This window comes from Dolomitihabitans soli, assembly GCF_022213955.1.
In the GTDB taxonomy this organism is placed as follows: domain Bacteria; phylum Actinomycetota; class Actinomycetes; order Streptosporangiales; family Streptosporangiaceae; genus Streptosporangium_A; species Streptosporangium_A soli.
On record NZ_JAKNTW010000009.1, the window covers coordinates 277,266 to 296,275 of the forward strand.

General features: G+C 71.0%; 16 protein-coding genes. 6 read left to right on the plus strand and 10 right to left on the minus strand.

All coding sequences use genetic code 11. The annotated features are described in order from the left end of the window. The first annotated feature begins 77 nt into the window (after window positions 1-77). Both MBA17_RS21240 and MBA17_RS21245 read left to right on the plus strand, forming a co-directional pair. The gene (locus MBA17_RS21240) at window positions 78-1,079 is read left to right on the plus strand and encodes a zinc-dependent alcohol dehydrogenase family protein (RefSeq protein WP_238498261.1); all 1,002 of its coding nucleotides are present in this window, start codon (window positions 78-80) and stop codon (window positions 1,077-1,079) included. 112 nt (window positions 1,080-1,191) lie between these two features. Continuing rightward, window positions 1,192-1,926 carry a polysaccharide deacetylase family protein gene (locus MBA17_RS21245; RefSeq protein WP_238498262.1) on the plus strand — a complete coding sequence of 245 codons (735 nt, stop codon included), beginning with the start codon at window positions 1,192-1,194 and terminating at the stop codon, window positions 1,924-1,926. Between the two features lie 3 nt (window positions 1,927-1,929). Here MBA17_RS21245 and MBA17_RS21250 read toward each other — a convergent pair whose 3' ends face one another. Both MBA17_RS21250 and MBA17_RS21255 read right to left on the minus strand, forming a co-directional pair. Then, window positions 1,930-2,100: a histidine phosphatase family protein gene (locus MBA17_RS21250; protein ID WP_238498263.1), complete on the minus strand. Its 171-nt coding sequence runs from the start codon at window positions 2,098-2,100 to the stop codon at window positions 1,930-1,932. 15 nt (window positions 2,101-2,115) lie between these two features. Beyond that, the gene (locus MBA17_RS21255) at window positions 2,116-2,859 is read right to left on the minus strand and encodes an alpha/beta fold hydrolase (RefSeq protein WP_238498406.1); all 744 of its coding nucleotides are present in this window, start codon (window positions 2,857-2,859) and stop codon (window positions 2,116-2,118) included. Between the two features lie 115 nt (window positions 2,860-2,974). On the opposite strand from MBA17_RS21255, the gene MBA17_RS21260 reads away from it, so the two are divergent. From MBA17_RS21260 to MBA17_RS21270, 3 genes are all read left to right on the plus strand, one after another. Then, the gene (locus MBA17_RS21260) at window positions 2,975-3,790 is read left to right on the plus strand and encodes a DUF899 family protein (protein WP_238498264.1); all 816 of its coding nucleotides are present in this window, start codon (window positions 2,975-2,977) and stop codon (window positions 3,788-3,790) included. A 417-nt stretch (window positions 3,791-4,207) separates the two neighbouring features. Next, the gene (locus tag MBA17_RS21265) at window positions 4,208-5,917 is read left to right on the plus strand and encodes a TgpA N-terminal domain-containing protein (protein WP_238498265.1); all 1,710 of its coding nucleotides are present in this window, start codon (window positions 4,208-4,210) and stop codon (window positions 5,915-5,917) included. Window positions 5,918-6,091: 174 nt separating this feature from the next. After that, the gene (locus MBA17_RS21270) at window positions 6,092-6,931 is read left to right on the plus strand and encodes an alpha/beta fold hydrolase (protein ID WP_238498266.1); all 840 of its coding nucleotides are present in this window, start codon (window positions 6,092-6,094) and stop codon (window positions 6,929-6,931) included. 271 nt (window positions 6,932-7,202) lie between these two features. Here MBA17_RS21270 and MBA17_RS21275 read toward each other — a convergent pair whose 3' ends face one another. After that, complete coding sequence (locus MBA17_RS21275) at window positions 7,203-9,098, minus strand: thiamine pyrophosphate-binding protein (protein WP_238498267.1); 1,896 nt, start codon at window positions 9,096-9,098, stop codon at window positions 7,203-7,205. Then, window positions 9,095-10,018 (minus strand): cyclase family protein, encoded by a 924-nt coding sequence (locus tag MBA17_RS21280; RefSeq protein WP_238498268.1) that lies wholly within the window; start codon window positions 10,016-10,018, stop codon window positions 9,095-9,097. Before MBA17_RS21280 ends, MBA17_RS21275 begins: the two co-directional genes overlap by 4 nt. A 673-nt stretch (window positions 10,019-10,691) precedes the next feature. Between MBA17_RS21280 and MBA17_RS21285 the strand changes: the two genes are divergently transcribed. After that, on the plus strand, window positions 10,692-12,098 hold the full coding sequence (locus tag MBA17_RS21285) for an FAD-binding oxidoreductase (RefSeq protein WP_238498269.1): 1,407 nt from the start codon (window positions 10,692-10,694) through the stop codon (window positions 12,096-12,098). Here the strand turns inward: MBA17_RS21285 and MBA17_RS21290 are convergent. From MBA17_RS21290 to MBA17_RS21315, 6 genes are all read right to left on the minus strand, one after another. Then, a complete protein-coding gene (locus tag MBA17_RS21290) occupies window positions 12,080-12,826 on the minus strand; it encodes a glycoside hydrolase family 16 protein (RefSeq protein WP_238498270.1) in 747 nt (248 codons plus the stop codon). The genes MBA17_RS21285 and MBA17_RS21290 overlap by 19 nt on opposite strands. After that, window positions 12,823-14,085 (minus strand): hypothetical protein, encoded by a 1,263-nt coding sequence (locus MBA17_RS21295; RefSeq protein WP_238498271.1) that lies wholly within the window; start codon window positions 14,083-14,085, stop codon window positions 12,823-12,825. The genes MBA17_RS21290 and MBA17_RS21295 overlap by 4 nt, the downstream gene beginning before the upstream one ends. Before the next feature lie 19 nt (window positions 14,086-14,104). Beyond that, the gene (locus MBA17_RS21300) at window positions 14,105-14,785 is read right to left on the minus strand and encodes a hypothetical protein (protein ID WP_238498272.1); all 681 of its coding nucleotides are present in this window, start codon (window positions 14,783-14,785) and stop codon (window positions 14,105-14,107) included. A gap of 83 nt (window positions 14,786-14,868) precedes the next feature. Continuing rightward, entirely contained in the window at window positions 14,869-15,849 is a 981-nt protein-coding gene (locus tag MBA17_RS21305) for a MinD/ParA family ATP-binding protein (protein ID WP_455432811.1), read from the minus strand. Between the two features lie 22 nt (window positions 15,850-15,871). Further along, on the minus strand, window positions 15,872-17,239 hold the full coding sequence (locus MBA17_RS21310) for a hypothetical protein (RefSeq protein WP_238498273.1): 1,368 nt from the start codon (window positions 17,237-17,239) through the stop codon (window positions 15,872-15,874). Beyond that, window positions 17,236-18,456 (minus strand): hypothetical protein, encoded by a 1,221-nt coding sequence (locus tag MBA17_RS21315; RefSeq protein WP_238498274.1) that lies wholly within the window; start codon window positions 18,454-18,456, stop codon window positions 17,236-17,238. Before MBA17_RS21315 ends, MBA17_RS21310 begins: the two co-directional genes overlap by 4 nt. Between the last annotated feature and the right edge of the window lie 554 nt (window positions 18,457-19,010).

The following is a 19,010-nucleotide window of genomic DNA, read 5'->3' on the forward strand; positions in this document are numbered from 1 at the left end:
ACAGCCATCAAAGTTTGACGGCGGTCGTACTTCTGTGTCACCGTAGGCCCAGTTCCCAGCGAGTGAAGGACGGTGGCATGGCAAGGACTGTGCGGTTCCACGAGATCGGCGGACCCGAGGTGATGCGGCTGGAGGACCTGGAGCCAGGTGAGCCGGGACCGGGCGAAGTGCGGATCCGGGTAGACGCGATCGGTGTCAACAGGGCCGAGGCACTGTTCCGGAGCGGCCAGTACATCGAGTCGGTCAAGCAACTGCCCGCCAGGCTCGGCTCCGAGGCCGCCGGCGTGATCGAGGCGGTCGGCCCCGAGGTGACCGGTTTCGAGAAGGGGCAGGCGATCAGCGTCGTGCCGAACTTCTCGCAGAATGACTACGGCGTGTACGCCGAGCAGTCGATCGTGCCGGCCACCGCACTACTGCACCGCCCCGACAACGTGGACGCGGTGTCCGGCGCGGCAGTGTGGATGCCCTACCTCACGGCCTACGGCGCGATGGTGGAAGTCGGCCGCATGCGGGCGGGTGATGTGGCGGTGGTGAACGCGGCCTCCAGCAGCGTCGGCCTGGCCGCGATCCACACCGCCACCCGGGTGGGCGCCACCCCAGTCGCCATCACCCGCACCCGCGCCAAGAAGCAGCAGCTGATCGACGAGGGCGCGGCAGAGGTCATCGTCTCGGACGAGGAGGACGTGGCCAAGCGCGTGCTGGAGCTGACCGGCGGCAAAGGCGCCGAGTATGTCTTCGACGCCGTCGCCGGTCCCGGAGTCGTGGACCTGGCCCGCGCTGTGGCGGCCGACGGGACCCTGTTCCTGTGGGGTGCGCTCAGCGGGCAGCCGACCCCGTATCCCGGGTTTGACCTGGGCATGCCCGCGCTGAACATGCGCACCTACACGATGCTCGAGATTGCCAGGAACCCGCAACGGCTGCGCCGCGCCGCCGCGTTCGTCGCCTCGGGCCTAAGCAGCGGAGTGTTCCGCCCGGTGGTAGATCGCGTGTTCCCGCTGGAGAAGATCGTGCAGGCACACCAGCACATGGAATCCAACACCCAGTTCGGCAAGATCGTAGTCACCGCGGCCACGGCTTGACCCGCAGCGGCCCAGACACGGGACCACGGGACTTGACTGCGTGGCCGGCTCCCGCCCTTGGTTGTGTGGACGCGGCTACAGGGTTCCCGGGCATGTGGTTCCATGATCACTCATGAATGCAGCAGCAACGACCGTGCGGAGAAGATGGCTCAAGCTTCTTGCGGCCCTTCTCGCCATCCTCCTCCTGGGAGCGGTGGGCCTGTATCAGCTGATGAACGCGCGGACCTTACAACTGGCAGGAGAGCTGACCGACCGCGTGGCGACCGACGAGAAGGTCGTCGCCCTGACCTTCGACGACGGCCCTGACGAGCACACCCCCGAGATCATCGACATCCTTGCCGAGCAGCGCGTCCGCGCGACGTTCTTCGTCGTCGGCTCCCAGGTCGAGGCCCGGCCGCAGGACGCGCAGGCGCTGGTCGGCAAGGGGCATGAGCTCGCCAACCACACCTACACCCATCGGCGGATGGTGTTCGTCTCCCCATCCACCGTGGCGAGCGAGGTTGAGCGCACTGATGCGGCCATCCGAACGGCGGGGCAGCGCGGCGAGATCCTGTTCCGTCCGCCGACGGGCAAGAAATTGCTTGTCCTACCGCTGTATCTGGCCGGCAACCAGAGGCACACGGTCATGTGGGACGTGGAGCCGGACTCCGGTACCACCCCCACCGCCGCCGAGATCGTCACGGCGGTGCGCGAGGAGACGAGGCCAGGATCAATCATCTTGCTCCACCCGTGGTACGCCAGCGGCCGGAACACTCGCGAGGCCATCAAAGGCCTGGTCATGGGCCTCCGTGATCAGGGATACCGATTCGTCACGGTCTCAGAGCTGCTCGCTTTGCAACGTCGTTGACTTTTAAGCGAGGGACGGCTCATCGGCTTCGCGCAGCGTGGTGATGCTGCCGGATGGCACCCGGAAATAGGCATGGCCGACCGCCTTGATCGGCATCTTGATCCAGGACGCCACCACGAATGTCAGCGAGCCACCGTGCGTCACGATGACCTGGTGTTCGCAGGGGCGCTGCACGATGATCTCGGCGGTTCATGCGAGATTGGCGCGAATCCAGCGTTCGACGCGTGCATTGAACCACTCGGGGTATTGCAGCGGCAGCCCGTGGCCTGCGTGCTCGTGAATGATCAGCTCGCTCTTCGAGTGGTCATGGTCGAGCTGCCGCATCCCCTCTCGGAGCGCTCGTGGTTCCTTCGCTCCGGCCAGAAGCAGGACAGCTCCGGGGAACCGGCGCCAAGCCGATGACGTGCGGAACTCGGCATTCGCCCGGGTCAGCGCGATCAGGCTCTCCCTGGGCAGGGTCTTCGAGGTGCGGATGTAGTCGTCGAGGAGATCGTCCGGGATGTAGAGCGACTTCGCTTGGAGCTTGGCGAACCATGTCTGCCGGGCGAGCGGTGCGGTGAGCCCGACGAGCCAGTGGCTCAGGCTCGGCAACGGTATGCCCTGAGTCAGCGCGCTGGTGATGACCACGCGTGTGACCACCTCGGGATGGGAAGCGGCCAGTTCGAGCGCAAGCTGTGCGCCGAGCGAAAAGCCTGCCACAGTGACGTCCGTGCCGGCAGGGAACCGCCCGAGGTAAGCGGCGAGCTCGGCGACAACCGCCGCGCTCGTCGTGAAGGCCACATCATGGCTGTGGCCGTGACCGGGAAGATCAGGCACAAGAACGCGATAGCGCGGTCCAAAGTGGTCGATCTGCGCATCCCACATCCAGCCGGCGACGCCGCCGCCGTGGATGAGCAGCAGGACAGGACCAGCGGCATTACCGGTTTCTCGCACGTACAAGGCAGGTGCCCTTCTCTGGGATCGAGGCTGTCGGAGACAACAACGTTTGTACGGTGGAGCGGCAGTCTTGCGATGTTCCTGCACCGGTATTACAAGAAGGGATTTCGTCATGACCAACCAGCCCACCGAACCCGACGTTTCAGCGATCCGCGACGCGGCCAGGCCCCCGGTCACCGACCGGGCCGCGTTTCAGACCGAACTGGACCGGCTTCGGGGCCGAGAAAAGGCCCACACCCGCGAGGGCGATGCGATCGCCGCCGCCCGACGCCGCCTCCCGATGGTCGAAGTCGATCCGCAGACTCCGCTGATCGGAGCGGACGGGACGGTTCCGTTGATCGACATCTTCGACGGTCGGTCCCAGTTGATCGCCTACTTCCAGATGTGGCACACCGGCAGGCCCGCCGCGGAGCAGTGCGAGGGCTGCACCTTCTCCACGACCCACATCAACGAGCTGTCCTATCTGCACTCGCGGGACGTGAGCTACGCGACCTTCTGTCAGGGGCCGTACGAGGAGAGCTCGCGGTATCGCGACTTCATGGGCTGGACGGTTCCCTGGTACTCGGTGCCGCAGGACGCCGTGGACCGGTTGATCGCAGATCGGCACTTCGGCATCCTGGTCAGTTATCTCCGAAACGATGACAAAGTCTACGAGACCTACTGGACCACCGGCCGCGGCAACGAACTGATGGCACCGTCGTACGGACTGCTGGATCTGACCGCCTACGGCCGGCAGGAGTTCTGGGAGGACTCGCCGGAGGGCTGGCCACAGCGTTGGGGTTCCCAAGGCGGCCAGTTTCGGCTGGACGGCCGCCCGACCGCCCAGTGGTCGCGGATCCGGGCCGGGCACGACGACGACCTCGGCACAATGCCGGACGGATGGACCGCGTGTTCCTGCCCATCGCACCTCGACGAACCCACCGCCTGACCGACCCCCCCCGCCGGTGCCGTCCCCGTCGGAGCCCGTACGGCAAGCCACCTTGACCCCTCTCGCCGTCGCCGGTGCAGCCCCGTGGGGTCAACGCTCCTCCAGCGAGGGTGGCTGAGCGCCGTTTCGGCAGGCCCGCCGGCCATGTGCTCCGGTTCAGGTCCCAGCGGAAGCCACCTTCCCTGGCGTCTGGCGTCACTGAACAAGGCAGCGGCGCTCGCGACTGAGAGCAAGCTCCAGCGGCGACGGAGTGGACCTTCTCAAGAATTCGCGCGGCGTGCATGGCCAACATGACGGAACGGGCGTAGGGGACACGCAGCTAAGATCATCAGCATCGTTACTCGATTATGGGCCGCCACCGGCCGCTACCGCTTCGGGCGCGTAACCGTCGTCGTCGTCGCGCTCTATCTGGCTGCCGTGGCCGCTGCCGCGGTGTTCGCCGCGGTGTCCGGCGACCTGTCGGCGCTGTCGGTGGCCGCGACGGCCTCGATGTGGGGCCTCTCCGCGCAGGGAGACTGGGTGGGGCCCCTGCTCACCGGGATCTGCGGACTCAACGCGTGGATGCTGTGGCAGGTGCTGCGCGGCCCCGCGCTGCCGCGCGCCGGAGGGTTGCCGCGCAGCGTTGTCTGGCTGCGGCGCCTGCTTTATGCGGGCATAGCCGGCGACCTGCTGCTCTGGGAACTCGTCGAAGAGCTGTCCGACACCGTGGAGTACGCCGCGAGCCTGGTCGTGTGGGCCGCCACGGTGATCCTGCTGGTGCGGGTCGTCTCCGGGGTCTCGGCCCGGTTCCGGGCGATCGCCCTCGCGCTCGGCCTGATCAGCGTGCTGACTCCAGTGCTGCTGTTCTTCCCCGACGGCCCCGGCCCCCAGGTGATCAGCCTGCTGGGACTGGCGAGCCTCGGCTGGAGAGTGATGATCCTCATCGGACAGCGCCGCGACGGGCGGTGGAGCAGCGCCACGATTGGCATCGGGCTGATCGCGCTCGTCGCCCCGCTGGCCGTCCCCGTGCTCAGCCTCGCCTTCCAGAACGCGTGGCTGTTCGGCGGCCCGGGGCTCGTGGTGAGCGCGCTCGACGTGTTCACCACGGCGTGGCTGGCGCGCACCGCGCACGAGCTCGCCAGGCCCGTCGGCCTGTCCGCCGTTGAAACCGCCGTTCGGCCCGCCACCGGCCGCAGGCCGCGGCTGTTCGTCGCCGTCGCGCTGGTGCTGCCGCTCCTCATGGTCGGAGCCGAGGAAGACGCCCGGTTCAGCTTCACCAGCGCGGACGAGGGCTGCCGCGAACGGATCCGGTCCTACGCCGACACCCGGCCGGAAGACCGGCGGCAGGCGTTCCTCTGCCTCGCCAGGGACTACACCCATGCGGGGATGGCGATGTTCCCGGAGGACCTGCCGGACCAGCGCGTCATGGCGTACGGCGAGGAACTGTGCGCGGTGCCCGGCGTCGAGGAGCGGCAGGAGTTGCTCCGGCGGGCCGGCGGGTCGGCGGAGGCGGGTGAGCTCAGCGGCGCCCTGGAGTTCCTGTGCCCCGGCGTCGCCGCCCAGCAGCGGGTGGACGAGGCGCGCAGCGTAGCCAGGTGGGAGGCCGAGATGGCCGAGATGAACGCCCGATGCGCCGACCCTTGGCCGAAGCTGCGAGCCAGGCGGCAGGGCACGGCCGCGTACCTGCTCTTCGAAGGGGGCGGCTACGCCGTCCTCGACGACCGCGACGACACCGATGGCGCGGGCGGCGACATCTTCAAGGCCATCGACGACGGGTTCATCGACGCCGCCGGCAGCAGCGCCGCCATCACGACCTACGGCGAGAACGAGCCGATGTGCCTCACGGTCAAGGCGTTCCGCGCCGCCCCGCCGCTCCGGCTAAAGGGCTGGGACCAGGTGGTCGAGGTGGGCGTCGTCAGCCGCAGCGGCCGCCTGGTCGTGCCGCCGTACCCCGAGGGCGGTGACAGCGGGACGCTCGAGCCGCTGCCCAACCTGGCCGTCGACGGCCCCGGCCGCTACCGGATGCGCGTCTACGCCCGCACGTTCGAGGAGGACGAGGACGACTCCTACGCGCCCGGCGAGGAGCACCTGATCGTCGTCTACCCCGGCCGTTCCGTGAAGAAGATCGTCCACCGCCCATGGCGGTGACCGAGCCGCCTTGGGGACTTTGCTCGTTCCGTGCCCCCTGAACGCCTCCTCCAGCCACCAGGCGGGTCGGTCGGCGGTCACCTTGGCGTCGACCAGCAGGGGACGCGTGCCCCCGGGAGCGGGGCGAGGCGTCGTACGACCACCCCGCAGGCGCGTGCGTTGGTACGGTGACGTATGACCTCACAGCGGGCGAACGGCGTCGAACTCGGTATCGAGACCTTCGGTCGCGATACCGATCCGCTCGTGCTGCTGGCCGGCGGAACCACCATGCTCTCCTGGCCGGATGCGGTGTGCGAGCGGCTCGCGGCGGGCGGGCGACGGGTGGTCCGCTACGACCTGCGCGACTGCGGAGCGTCGACAACCCTGGACCCGGAGGCGCCGGCATACAGCCTGCGCGATCTCGCCGCCGACGCGGCGGCGCTCGTCGGTGCTCTCGGCGCCGCGACGGCCCACCTCGGCGGCGTCGGCGTCGGCGGGATGGTCGCTCAGGTCGCCGCGCTCGACCATCCGGATGTGTTCTCGGCGCTGACCCTGGTGGGCACGCGGCCGGTCGCGCCCGGCCCCGTCGACGACGATCTGCCGGACCACGACGCGGCGACGATGGAGGCGATGTTCTCCCACCCCATGCCTGACTGGACCGACCGGACAGCGGTCGCAGCGTTCGCCGCTGACGGCGCGCAGTTGCTCGGCAACGACCCGGAGCAGGCACGCGCGACCGCGGCCCGGATCTGGGACCGCACGCCGTCGACCGAACCGGCGGTGCAGCAGGCGAATCAGCTCGGGATGGTGTTCGCCCGGCTCGACTGCGCGCCGCGGTGGCGCGAGCGCCTGGGCGATCTCGCGCTGCCGACACTCGTCGTGCATGGGCGCAACGACCCGTTCTTCCCCGTGGGCAACGGCGAGGCGCTTGCCACGGCGATCCCCGGTGCACGTCTGCTCGTGCTCGACGAGATGGGGACTGACATCCCGGACACAGCGGCCGGCGAGGTCGCCGTGGCGATGCTCGAGCGCTGACGGCTGCAGGACCCTGCGCTAGTTCGTACGGCATGCCACCGAGGCACCTCCCGCCGTCGCTGGTGACGCCCTGCGGGGTCAACGCTCCTCAGGCGTGGGTGGCCGAGCGCCGTTTCGCCTGGCTCGTTTGACGTGTTCGCTGGTTCAGACCCGTGATCGCATCGGTGGCGGGTGCTGCTGACCGGCTCGCAGCGCATGGCTTCCGCGTCGAGTCTCCCACCGGTGCGGATGTTTGCCCGGCACGTACTTGAGCCCGTGGGGACCTGTTCGTTCAGTGGCCTCTGAACGCCTCCTCCAGCCACCAGGCGGGTCGGTCGGCGGTCACCTTGGCGTCGAGCAGCAGGGGACGTGTCCGTGGGCCGCGCACCCAGGCGGCCACCGCCGCGAGGTCGGCCCGTTCGCGGATGGTCACCCCTTCGCAGCCGAAGCCGCGCGCGATGGCGGCGATGTCCACGGGCGGGAAGGTCACCGTGTCGAGTGGATGGCCGCCGGGCCCGAAATGGTGCACCTCCGCGCCGTACGCCTCGTCGTCGTAGACCACGATCACCATCGGCAGGCCGAGACGTACGACCGTCTCCAGTTCGGCGACGCCCATCAGCGCGCCGCCGTCGCCCAGCGCCGCCACCGGGAGCCGGTGCGGCTGGGCGAGGGCGGCCCCGATCGCGGTGGCCAGGCCGAGCCCGATCGACTGGAACGCCTGGGTGAAGCAGAACCCGCGCTCGTCAGGGACGGACAGCAACATCGACGGGTATCCCATGAAATTTCCGGAATCGACGGCGACGACCCGGTCCTCGGGGAGCAGGTCGTCCAACTCGATGGACAGGGTCCGCGGGTCGATCCGGCCCGGCGTGCTCGCGTCCTCGTACGGCACGTCGCGCCAGCGGACCTCCGTGGCGATCCGCGTGGCCAGCTCCGCCGTACGGTAGCCGCGTTCCCCTTCCGGCCGGGCCGGGGCGGTGGCGGCCAGGTGGCGGGTGACCTGGGTGGCGACCTGCCGGACGTCGCCCGGCACGCCGAGGTGGACCGGCCGGTGCCTGCCGATCGCGTCGGCGTCCAGGTCGACCTGGACGACCCTGGTGTCCGGGCCGATCAACGCGCCGTGCCGGGTCGTCCACATGTTGAGCGCGCAGCCCCAGGCGACGATCAGGTCGGCGCCGGCGATCAACTCGGCGGCCGTCGGCGAGGCGAACCCGCCGCTCACGTCGAGATCCCACGGGCTGCCCTTGAACAGCCCTCTGGCCACGGCGGAGGTCGCCACCAGCGCCCCCGCCTCATCGGCCAGCTCCAGCAGAGCGTCCCGCGCCTGCCGCGCCCCCCGCCCCGCCACGAACACCGGCCGCCGCGCCTCCGACAACAACCCGGCCAACGCCGCCACGGCCTCCTCCGCCGCCGCAGTCGGCTCCGCGTCGGTCCGCTCGGTCGTGGTCGCGTCAGCCCCGGTTTCTTCCGTCGGCCTCGGCTCCGCCACGGTCTCGGCCGTAGTCGGTTCCGCGTTGGTCCGCTCGGCTGTGGTCGCGTCAGCCGCGGCTTCTTCCGTCAGCCTCGGCTCCGCCACGGTCTCGGCCGCAGTCGGTTCCGCGTCGGTCCGCTCGGTCGTGGTCGCGTCAGCCACGGCCCCCTCACCGCCTGGCACCGGTGAGCCCGGTGAGCCCGGTGGCGGTGGACGCATGTCGTCGGGCTCCTCCACCGTCTGCCCCTGGATGTTCAGTGGGAGGTTCAGCAGGACCGTGCGGCGGTCGTGGCGGGCGACGCGGTAGGCGTGCTCGGTGTCCTGCACGGCGGTGGCGGCCGAGCGGACCCGCAGGGAGATCGCGCCGACGGCGGTGACCAGGGACTCCTGGTCGACATGGAAGTTGGAGGTGGGCTCACCGGCCTCACCCGCCAGGATGAGCAGCGGGGTGCGGCTCTTGGCGGCCTCGGCGATGCCGGTCATCGCGTTGGTGAGGCCGGGTCCCTGGTGGACGGAGAGCACGCCGACGCCGCCGCTGGTGCGCGCGTAGGCGTCGGCCATGGTGGCCGCCCCGCCCTCGTGCCGGGCGGCGACATATCTGGCGCCCGCCGCCACGAGGGCGTTGGTGACGTGGAAGTTGCCGCTGCCCACCACGCCGAACACGGTGTCGATGCCGAGCCCGGCGAGGGCGCGCCCGACGGCCTCGGCGACGATCATCGCTCGACCAGTGCCAGGACGCGGACCGGGCTGCCGGAGCCGCCCACGATGGGCAACGGCGGGGCGATCACCACGGCGCCGGTCACCGGCAGGCGGTCGAGGTTGCGGAGCTGGGTGAGGCCGTACTTGCCCGCGCCGAGCAGGAAGCTGTGGCAGGGGAAGGGCGGGTCGAAGGAGTGCGCGGCGCCCGCGTCGGTGCCCACGGTCTCCACGCCCAGCCCGAGGATGGGCGTCTGATCGGCCAGCCACCGGGCGCACTCGGCGGAGATGCCCGGCGTGTGCGGGCCGTTCTCGTCGGCGTTGAGGAAGTCGGCCTGGTCGTCTGAGCGGGTGTCCCACCCGGTGCGGTACAGCAGCCAGCCGCCCTCGGGCAGCGGCCCGTGCTCCTTCTCCCATGCCCTGACGTGGTCGATCTCCAGCAGGAAGTCGGGATCGGCGGCGGCCCGCCCGGCGAAGTCGAGCACCACGGCGGGCGCGAGAAGGCTGGTCGCCGGGACCTGGGAGACGTCGAGCCCGTCCCTGGCGGTGACCCAGTGGACCGGGGCGTCGAAGTGAGTGCCGGTGTGCTCGCCGGTGTGGATGTCGTTCCAGTACCAGGCCGGACCCCGGTCGTCGTAGCGGCTGATCTCCTCCAGCCGGAACGGGATGGTGTTGCCGAACGGCTCAGGAAGCTGGAGCACCGGCGTCTGCGGGGTCAACGGCGAGGTCAGGTCGACCACCTCCACCGCGCCACCCCTGATCCCGTCGATCAGGCTCTTCAACACCGACATCGCCGCCTCCTTGGTCGTGAACCGTCCAGTTACTCCTATACCAGCCACACCCACCTGCAGGAAGCTCCGCCCGCCGCCCGCCGCCCGCCGCCCGCCGCCCGCCGCCCGCCGCCCGCCGCCCGACCATTCGGCCACACGTGGAGCCCGCACCGACCACACGTGGAGCCCGTACGGCAAGCCACCTCGCCGCCAACCGCCGCCGCTGGTGCCGCCCTATGGGGTCAACGCTCCTCAGGCGAGGGTGGCAGAGCACCGTTACGCCTGGCCCGCCGGCCGTCTTCTCCGGTTCCAGACCCGTGGTCAGCAGGCTCGGTGGGTGTGAACCGAAGGGGAGTGGGTGTGAACCGAAGGGGATGGGTGGTGGGGCGGCGTAACGGCGAGTGGCCATGCGCGCCTGAGGAGCGTTGGCCCCACGGGCCGGCACCGGGGTCGGCGGGTGGCTTGGGGGTGGCTTGCCGTACGGGCAACGTTGGGTTGGGTGGGTTCGTCGCATTCGCCCAGCACTATGAGCCTGCTGTCAGGCATGTGGTCTCTCTTCCGGGGTGTGCCGTTCACCGTCGAATAGAGCAGGTCAGGAGCCTTGCGGCCGCTCGGGTGTGCCGCCGGGACGAGGGGTACGGTGAAGAGATGGGGAGGCCGGTCGCGACCGCCGGCCGGTGCCAATAGCCTCCCCGTCTTTCACAGATCGTCCAGATAGGGATCGCATCCGGTTGATCCGACGAGTGGGCGATGAGCGCGGCCGACAGGTCCCCTTGCGTTGTCAGGAGGGTAGACGGGTCCACATCGCGGGCCTGTGGTCGCATTCGTGAAGAGGGGACCCGATATGACCTCCGACATCATCCGCAGTCCGGCACTCGCCGAGTTCCGTGGCCGCCTCGCGGGCGACTTCGTCCTGCCGGGCGACCCGTCCTACGACGAGTCCAGGGCGATCTTCAATGGCATGATCGACCGGCATCCGGCGATCATCGCCCGGTGCGCGAACCCGAACGACGTCATCCTCGCGATTCGCGCCGCCCGTGACCTGGGCCTGGAGATCGCGGTCCGCAGCGGCGGGCACGGAGTCGCCGGCCGGGCGGTCACCGAGGGCGGGCTCGTCATCGACCTGCGCCGGATGGACACGGTGACCGTCGATCCGGCGGCCCGTACGGCGAACGTCGGCGGGGGCGCCCCGATGAGCCGGCTCGACCGGGCGACCCAGCCGTACAATCTGGCCACGACCGGCGGACGGGTGTCGACGACGGGCGTGGGCGGCTTCACGCTGGGCGGCGGGTCAGGCTGGATCGAGCGCAAGTTCGGGCTGGCCTGTGACAACCTGCTGGCCGTCGAGGTGGTGACCGCCGACGGTGAAGTCGTGCGGGCGAGCGACGACGAGAACGCAGACCTGTTCTGGGCCTTGCACGGGGGCGGCGGCAACTTCGGTGTGGCGACCTCGTTCACGTTCAGGCTGCACCCGCTGCCCGCGATGACCATCGCCATGCTCCTGTGGCGGCCGGAGGCGGGGCCCGAGGTCGTGCGCGCCTACCGCGACTTCATGGAGACCGCTCCGGACGAGGTCGGCGGAGGGGTCTTCTACATCACCGGACCGCCGGAGGAGTTCGTCCCCGAGCATCTCGTGGGCCGTCTGGTCTGCGCGGTGATCGTGACCTACACGGGCGGTGAGCAGGAGGCGCGCGGCGTGCTCGAGCCGCTGTGCCGGCTCGGCCACGATGGCGAGATGCTCGCCGAGCTGCCCTATGCCGACCTGCAGTGCATGCTCGACGACCCGCCCGGCTACCGCAACTACTGGTCCGCCGAGCATCTCGACGCCTTCCCCGACAACGCCGTGGACGCGTTCTGCGACCTCGCGGGGCACATGATCGTGCCCTCCCCGTCGCAGCAGGTGCTGCTCCCGATGGGCGGCGCGGTCGGGCGCGGGCCGTCCGGCTACCCGATCCCCTGGCGGCAGGCGGAATGGGTCGTGCACCCGCTGGGCCTGTGGGAGAAGCCGGCCGACGACGTGCAAGCCAGGCGATGGGCGAGCGCCGTACGCACCGACCTGAAGCCGTGGGCGAGCGGTGCCGTCTACCTCAACTTCATCGGGGACGAAGGACAGGAACGGGTCGTGGCCGGGCTCGGCCGGGAGAACTACACGCGCCTGGCCGAAGTGAAGGCCCGCTACGACCCCGGCAACGTGTTCCGGCTCAACCACAACATCAAGCCCGCCGTCCCGCCTCAGCGGGGGGCGCCGTAGATCCGCAGCCAGTCCACCTCCATCCAGGCCTCGCCCGGTGTGCCGTCGCCGGGGAACCAGTCGAGCTGAAGACAGGCCGACATCGGACTTCGGGTCGATTTCGCCGAGCGGAACCACTCCTGCCCGTCGATGTAACCGGCGACACCGTCAGGAGTGTTCTCCACCGCGTACGTGTGCCACTTGGTCATGTCCACGTTCGCGTGGGCCTGCTCCTGGCCGTCGGCGGTGTGCAGGAAGAAGTTCGGCCGTCGTCGTTTCGGGTCGTTGATCACTTCGAGGAAGTCGATCTCCTCGCTGGTCTTGCTCTGAACGCCGCTGCCGCCCTGCTGCGGCCACAGCAGGGCCACCGGATGGTAGGAGCCGGCCCCCGGCCACAGGCGGATCCTGGCCTCCCAGCGCCCGTAGACCTGGGCGCGTTTGGTGGCGATCCCGGCCGTCGTGCCGTCGGCCTTGCCGTGCAGCCAGAGGGCGCCGCCGCCGAGCAGCGCCTGGCGGGGACTGCGCCGGCCGTTGCCCGCGTGGCCGCGAGAGTCGTAGACCGTCCAGTCGGCCGGCTTCAGATAGTCCGTGAACTCCTCGCACCAGACGGGCGCGCCCCAGGTCCCTCCCTTGGCGTTGGCGGGACAGGTGCCGGCGGTCGTCCGGGCCTCGGCGACGGTGGGAGTGGTCCAGGTGAGCGTCGCGACCGCGCCGGCCACGGCGGTGCGCGCGAGCGCGCGGGGGATCATGGCCGCCGCTCCTGGGACCGGGCGCAGAGCGCGGACGGGCTGAAGGTCCAGCAGCCGGCCGGGGCGGCCGTCCTCGCCGGGGTCGCGGACGGGGTCGCCGTGGGGACGGCCGTGGCCACCACGGGAGGCGCGAAGATCCAGTTGGGGCTGGCCGGCGGTACGGCCTGCCGCTTCGGGACGGGGGCCACGAAGGACGGGGTGGTACGGCTACGCCAGGGCGCGAGGCTCCAGCAGGTCGCCGCGTCGTACGGCAGGCAGGCCGCGGCGGCCGGCGGACGGGCCAGCGGCGGCACGGGGACGACCCGGCGGACGGCGGGCGCCTCCTGCGCCAGGATGCGCGGGGCCGAGGTCGCCGGCGCCGACGGCTGCTGCTGCTGAGGCAGAGAGGTCGGAGCGGTCTTCGGCGGCACGATTTCGCTGGGGGCCGGTCCCGGTGTCGGCGGTGTGGTGGGCGGGGCCGTCGGGGAGACGGTCCCAGTCTTGGTCCCGGTCTCGGCGGGGGGCGCGGGCTGGGCCTTCTCCGGTCGCGGCTGCCCCTGCTCGGGCTGCTCCGGGTCGGTCCGCCCAGGCTTGGCGGGCTTGGGAGTGGCCGGGGGCTTGGTGTCCTCGGGCTTCGGTGGAGCCTTGGGCCTGGTGTCCTCACGCGGCTTCGGAGGAGTCCTGGGCTTCTCGTCCGCGGTGGGCTTCGGGGATGCCTTGGGCTTCGCATCCTCGGTCGGCTTCGGGGTCTTCTGCTTCGGGGACGTGGGGGGCTTCTTCGTCGGGCGCGTCTTCGGTTTGGTGGGCCTCTCCCGCGTCGGGTTCGGCTTGGGAGCCGCCGTGACGCTCGGGTGGCTGGGCGTGGACTCGGGCTCGGGAGTCGGCTCCGGCGGCGGGGTGGGTTCCGGGGTCGGTTTCTGGGCTGGTTTGGCGGTGGGAGTGGCGCTCTGGACGGGGGAGCTGGCGACCTCCGGTTCGGTCACCTCTTGCTTGCTCGGAGCGGGTTCCGATTCGGAGGGCTTCTCGGTCGGCTCCTGGGTGGGTTCGCGGGTGGGCTCCCGGGTCGGTTCCTTGGTCGGTTCGCTGGTGGGTTCCAAGGTGGTCCGGGGAAAGCTGGGCACCACTTCGGGCGGCGGCAACGGCTCGACGAGGCCGCCGGGGACGGGGTCGGCGTGCGCGGACCAGGGCTGGGCGATGATCGCGCCGGTCGCCGCGGAGATGCCCGTCAGGAGAAGGCCGGAGACCAGGGTGACGCGCCGGGTGTGGCTACGTGGTTTCAAGTGGACGTCTCCTACGCTGCTACGAAGTGGGACCGGTGATCGGCTTCCAGCCGGCCGTACGGAATTCGGGGGTGCCGGGCTTGGCCACCGCGGGGATGGACGCGGGCTGCGGGTCGGGGATGTTGACCCAGTCGCCGCCGCGAATGTCGGGATTCCAGGTCATCAGCAGGTTCATGGCGTAAGGGCTGGCGTACGCGGGGCCGGTGTCGTCCGTGCCCTTGGCGGCCTTCACCTCGACCAGGATGGAGACCTGGATCTGGTCGGCGGTCTTGGCCCGCCACTGGACGCCGATCGTGGTCGTGCGCATGGCCGCCCCGGCGGGAAGCGCCCCGTCCTTGGGCAGGCCGAAGGTCTCGCGCCAGCCGCGGGCGATCTCCTTTGCGCCCGCCTGGGCGGCCTCGCGCTGGTCGGGCGGGGCGTAGAGGGCGGCGGCCTGCTCGGCGGCCACCGGATCGAGGGTCCACACGGCCTCCAGCGTGGCGGCGGCGGCCGAGGCCGCGCCGAGTTCGGTGTGCGGAAACCCGATCGGGTACCCCGCCTCGCCGTGGTGGCCGGAGGGCTGGGCGAGGGTCACGGTGGCCGGAGCCGCGGCGGGCGCACTCGCGCCGGGTTCGCCCACGCCCACGCCCGCGCCCTCGCCCTCGCCGGAAGCCGGCCGCAGGAAGAGCCAGAGGCCGCCGGCCACGACGACCACAGCCACGACGATCAGGATCGTCCGGCGTACGGCATGCCGTGACCTGCCGATACCCCAGTCGAATACCGGATCCTCCGTGACCGACCCCACTAGTGACCCCGGTTCGGCCGCTGACTGAACGCCTGTCCCGCGGCGGCGGCCAGCCGCAGGTAGGCGGCCCGGGTGGCGGGCCTGAGCCGTACCAGGTCGACCTCCGCGCCCTCCTTCAGGTGCGGGTCGAACGGGACCCTGATCACCGTCCGGCAGCGGTGCCCGAAGTGCCGCTCCAGCAGGTCGACGTCCACGTCGGAGCGGGGTTCCACGGCGTTGAGCACCACGATGGCGTTCTTGACCAGGTCGGCGTGCCCGTGCGCGGTGAGCCAGTCGAGTGTCGCGGCGGCGGAGCTGGCGCCGTCCACGGCGACCAGGCTGACCAGCACGATCTGGTCGGACAGCTCCAGGGTGGCGCCCATCGCGCCGTGCAGCAGGCCGGTGCCGCAGTCGGTGATGCAGATCGAGTAGTAGCGCTCGATGAGGCTGGCGACGGTCCGGTAGTCGTCCGCGTTGAAGGCGTCGCTCACGGCCGGGTCGGTGTCGGAGGCGAGCACCTCCAGCCGCGCGGGCGACTGCGAGGTGAAGGCCCGCGCGTCGGCGTAGCGGGCGATGTGGTCGGCCTCGGCGAGCAGGGTGCGGATGGTCGCGGCCGTCTCCGACTTGACCTTGATGCCGAGGGTGCCGCGGTCGGGGTTGGCGTCCACGGCGATCACCCGGTCGCCGCGCAGGGAGGCGAGCGTGTTGCCGAGCGCGGCGGTCGTGGTGGTCTTGCCGACGCCGCCCTTGAGGCTCATCACCGCGATCCGGTGGTGACCGGTGGCCACCGGGATCTGGGCCTGGGCGATCAGGGTGCGGCGCTCCAGTTCCGCCGCCGACTCCGCCGGGATGAACCTGCGCCCTGACAGCCGCCAGACGACCCGCCGCCAGCCGTTCGCCGGTTCGGGACGCCGGTTGGTGAGCAGGTGTTCCGCGGTCAGCGGGACGCCGTCGGTGTACTCCTCCGCGGGGGTCTGGATATGGGAAGACGTGTCAGTCATGGGCCAGAGGTCCTTTCGAAAGTCAACAGGTGCTCCAGCGCACCGTCGTGGTGATCGAGTCGTGGGGTCCGTGCAGCGTCAGCGGCGCGGACGTCGGAGCCGGGGCGCCGCACCACTGGCGGACCCGCAGGGCGCGCACGGTGATCACCCGGGTGGTCCCCTGTTCGAGCGTTCCGCCGGCCGGGGTCACCTCCAGGCCGGGCGCTGTGATCCGCCATTCCAGCGGGGCGCCCGAGATGGAGAGGGTGATGGTGCCCTGCCCGAATTCGTCGAGGGACACGGCCTGCGGGATCGACAGCCGCCCGGTCAGGGTGTCGGGATCGGCGGCTTGCGGGGCCGCCTCCTCGATGGTGGCGGGCCCGAGGAAGTTCACCCCGGCGAGCAGGCCGAACAGTCCGGCGACCACGACGATCGCGAGTTTGACGGTGGCCGGCCGTACCTGCCTGACCGCGTCCAGGCGCCGGGTGCGCGGCTCCGCGTGCCGTACGCGCTGGGGTTGGGTGAACTCCTCCGGACGGGCTTCCGGCTCGACGAGGTGGGTGACGGGGGCGCCGAGGAGGGGCGCGGGCTCGGCGCGGGCCCGCGCCTGGGAGCGCAGCGCGTCGTAGAGGGGGGTGTCCTGGGTGCGGCCGGGGAGGGTGATCCCCGCCGTCGGGATCGAGGCGGGGTCGGCCGGTTCGGGAAGCACGTCGAGCAGGCGTCGCCGGGTCTCGGCGGGGAGCGGCTCGATCGGCGGGTGGGAGATCATCTGCGGCACGGTGAAGCGGATGTTGATCGGACGGCGGCAGTCGTGGCACTCGGCCATGTGCGTCAGCAGGGCCATCCGGTCCTCGCCGAACCGCTCGGGCGCCTGCGGGCCCAGGAACACCGGGTGGGCGAGCGGCGACAGCGCCGGGCAGGTGGGACGGCCGTGTGTGAGCGAGTCCAAACCGCTGACCAGCGTCTCGATCAGGTCCTGGGTCCTGGTGGTGAGCCTGCTCGCCTCCTGCACGGGCAGCGCCAGCACATGGGCGAGATCGTCGGCGCCCAGTTCGTGCCGGTACATCAGCCGCAGCGCCTCCGTGCCCAGCGGGTCCGCGAGCCGCCACGCCCGCCCCAGCAACCGCGCGTCCGGCATGCCCGGCCCCGCGCCCGGCTCGTAGTCGGGCCCGTGCCGCCCGAGACAGTCGTTCCGCAGTACGGCGAGCAGCCGCGCGCGGGGGGTGACCGTCTCCACCTGGACATCCCGCGTCAGGCAGGTGACCAGGGCCGAGCCGACCGAGGTCACCGCCTGCCCGGGGTCCAGATGGTGACGTGCGTAGTCCATCAGGTGCGCGCCGTGCGCGCTCACCCACTCCGCTCCCCGGCCAGGGCCGAGAACCAGGTTCCCGGATCCGGTCGGCGCGCTCATGTGCCGGTGATCCCGTCGGGTCGCGGTTCGATCTGCCCGGGATCGCGTACCTCGACCTCCACCTCCTGGTCGGGCAGCCCGGTGAACTTCGTCCAGTTGCTGGGCTGGCCCTGGGCGGGGTCGGCGAGCAGCCAGCGGATGAAGGCCGGCCACAGGCACGAGTCGCGCGGGATGACGCCGGTGGGGAGGGGCGCCCGGGTGCTCGGCCGGCTGTCCGGCGACCTGAGCTGTCGCAGGTCGGCGGCCGTGTAGTTCTTGCACTTGGGAGTGCCGGGCGGGGCGACGGTCAGGTCCCAGACGCCGTTCTTGTCGAGGTACCGCGTCGTGCCGTCCATGCCCAGCGCTTGGTACGCCCGCCGCAGGAGTTCGGGGTCGCGGAAGACCGGCAGATCGTCGGTCGGCGGCCGGGTCGTCGTCCTCGTCGGGGTGGCGGTTCTGGACCCGGTCAGGGTGGGGACGGGGGTGAGCGTCTGCCTGCCGGAGGGGTACGGCGTGGCGGTCACGGTCGTGGTGGGCGCCGGGCAGGAGGGGCCGGTCGCCTCGGGGCCGGAGGGGCGGAGGGCGGGGCCGACCAGCGCGCCCGACGGCGCGCGCACGCATCCCGGCGGGCCGGCCGAGGATGTCGGGGCCGGATCGACCGGCTCGCCGGGATCAGGGTCACCGGGCTCGGGCAGCGGCTCCTGGTCGGGCGGCTGCTGGTCGGGCGGCAGGGTGTCATCGGGCGACGGGGTCGCGCCGGGCTCCTGGTCGGGCGGTGCTTGATCGGGCGGCGTCTCATCGGGAGGCGTCTCATCGGGCGGCCAGGTCTCGTCCGGTGGCAGGGTCTCGTCCGGCTGGGGCTCCGGCAGGGGGACCGGGGGGTTGACCTCGCCGGACGGGGGGATGTCGTCCGGTGCGCCGGGGTCCGGGGCCGGCTCCGTGGGAGTCTCCTGGGCGGCGCCCGCTCCCAGCACCGGCAGGGGGGTGCAGTCGCCGCCCTGCGACGCGATGGCCCGTCCGTCCCCGGTGGTCACCATGCAGATCGTGATCTTGTCGCCGGTGGCGGGCACGGTGTCCGGAGTGTCCACCTGGTACGTTCCCGCGGCCAGGCGCATCGTCTCGTTCCGCACCGGTTCGTCGGACCCGCCGGCGACGAGACCGCCCACCCCGGCCCCGACCCCGAAGACGCCGACCGCCACAGCCCCGGTGATCACCGTGGCGCGTGAGGGCTTCAACATGACCGTGCCTCCTCAGGAAGGTGGAGCCGCTTTCCGAAAGGCGCGCCGACCGATGGGGTGACAGCCACCGAACCGGTCCCGGACCGTATCCGCCGCCGTCGATTGAATGCCACGAACCTCTTCGGTTCCCAGTCCGGCGGCGGGTCAGGTCGGGGTCTTCGCCGGGGTGCCGGGAGCGGAGTAGAGGAGCGGTCAGAGGAATGCTCGGGTACGGCCTCCCAGGGAGCGGGCAGCCATAGAGGCGTGCCCGGTAAATCCGCCGCGTACCCAGACATAAAACCTGATATTAGACTGCTGATTATCTGTTGGGAAGGCAGTGAATCCTGAGACTGTTCTGGGTATATATCTGTCGCTATATGGTCTATCCGAAACCTTCCATTTCAAGATCATCTTGTCTCGACGGTCCTCCTCCGCAGCCTGGCGCCGGGGGTCGGATCCGGCGCGGGCGAGGCGCGAATCCCCCGCCGGGTCGCCTCCGGGCGCGAATCCCGCGCGCCGGAGGGTGGCGTCGCGGGGATACCCGTCGCTCCGCCGTACGGCATGCGGGGCCTTGT

What these genes read in the sequence shown, in the direction of transcription:
- MBA17_RS21240 (WP_238498261.1), top strand. Translation starts at nt 78, where the DNA reads ATGGCAAGGACTGTGCGGTTCCACGAGATCGGCGGACCCGAGGTGATG.
- MBA17_RS21245 (WP_238498262.1), top strand. Translation starts at nt 1,192, where the DNA reads ATGAATGCAGCAGCAACGACCGTGCGGAGAAGATGGCTCAAGCTTCTT.
- MBA17_RS21260 (WP_238498264.1), top strand. Translation starts at nt 2,975, where the DNA reads ATGACCAACCAGCCCACCGAACCCGACGTTTCAGCGATCCGCGACGCG.
- MBA17_RS21270 (WP_238498266.1), top strand. Translation starts at nt 6,092, where the DNA reads ATGACCTCACAGCGGGCGAACGGCGTCGAACTCGGTATCGAGACCTTC.
- MBA17_RS21275 (WP_238498267.1), bottom strand. Translation starts at nt 9,098, where the DNA reads ATGATCGTCGCCGAGGCCGTCGGGCGCGCCCTCGCCGGGCTCGGCATC.
- MBA17_RS21285 (WP_238498269.1), top strand. Translation starts at nt 10,692, where the DNA reads ATGACCTCCGACATCATCCGCAGTCCGGCACTCGCCGAGTTCCGTGGC.
- MBA17_RS21290 (WP_238498270.1), bottom strand. Translation starts at nt 12,826, where the DNA reads ATGATCCCCCGCGCGCTCGCGCGCACCGCCGTGGCCGGCGCGGTCGCG.
- MBA17_RS21305 (WP_455432811.1), bottom strand. Translation starts at nt 15,849, where the DNA reads ATGACTGACACGTCTTCCCATATCCAGACCCCCGCGGAGGAGTACACC.
- MBA17_RS21310 (WP_238498273.1), bottom strand. Translation starts at nt 17,239, where the DNA reads ATGAGCGCGCCGACCGGATCCGGGAACCTGGTTCTCGGCCCTGGCCGG.
- MBA17_RS21315 (WP_238498274.1), bottom strand. Translation starts at nt 18,456, where the DNA reads ATGTTGAAGCCCTCACGCGCCACGGTGATCACCGGGGCTGTGGCGGTC.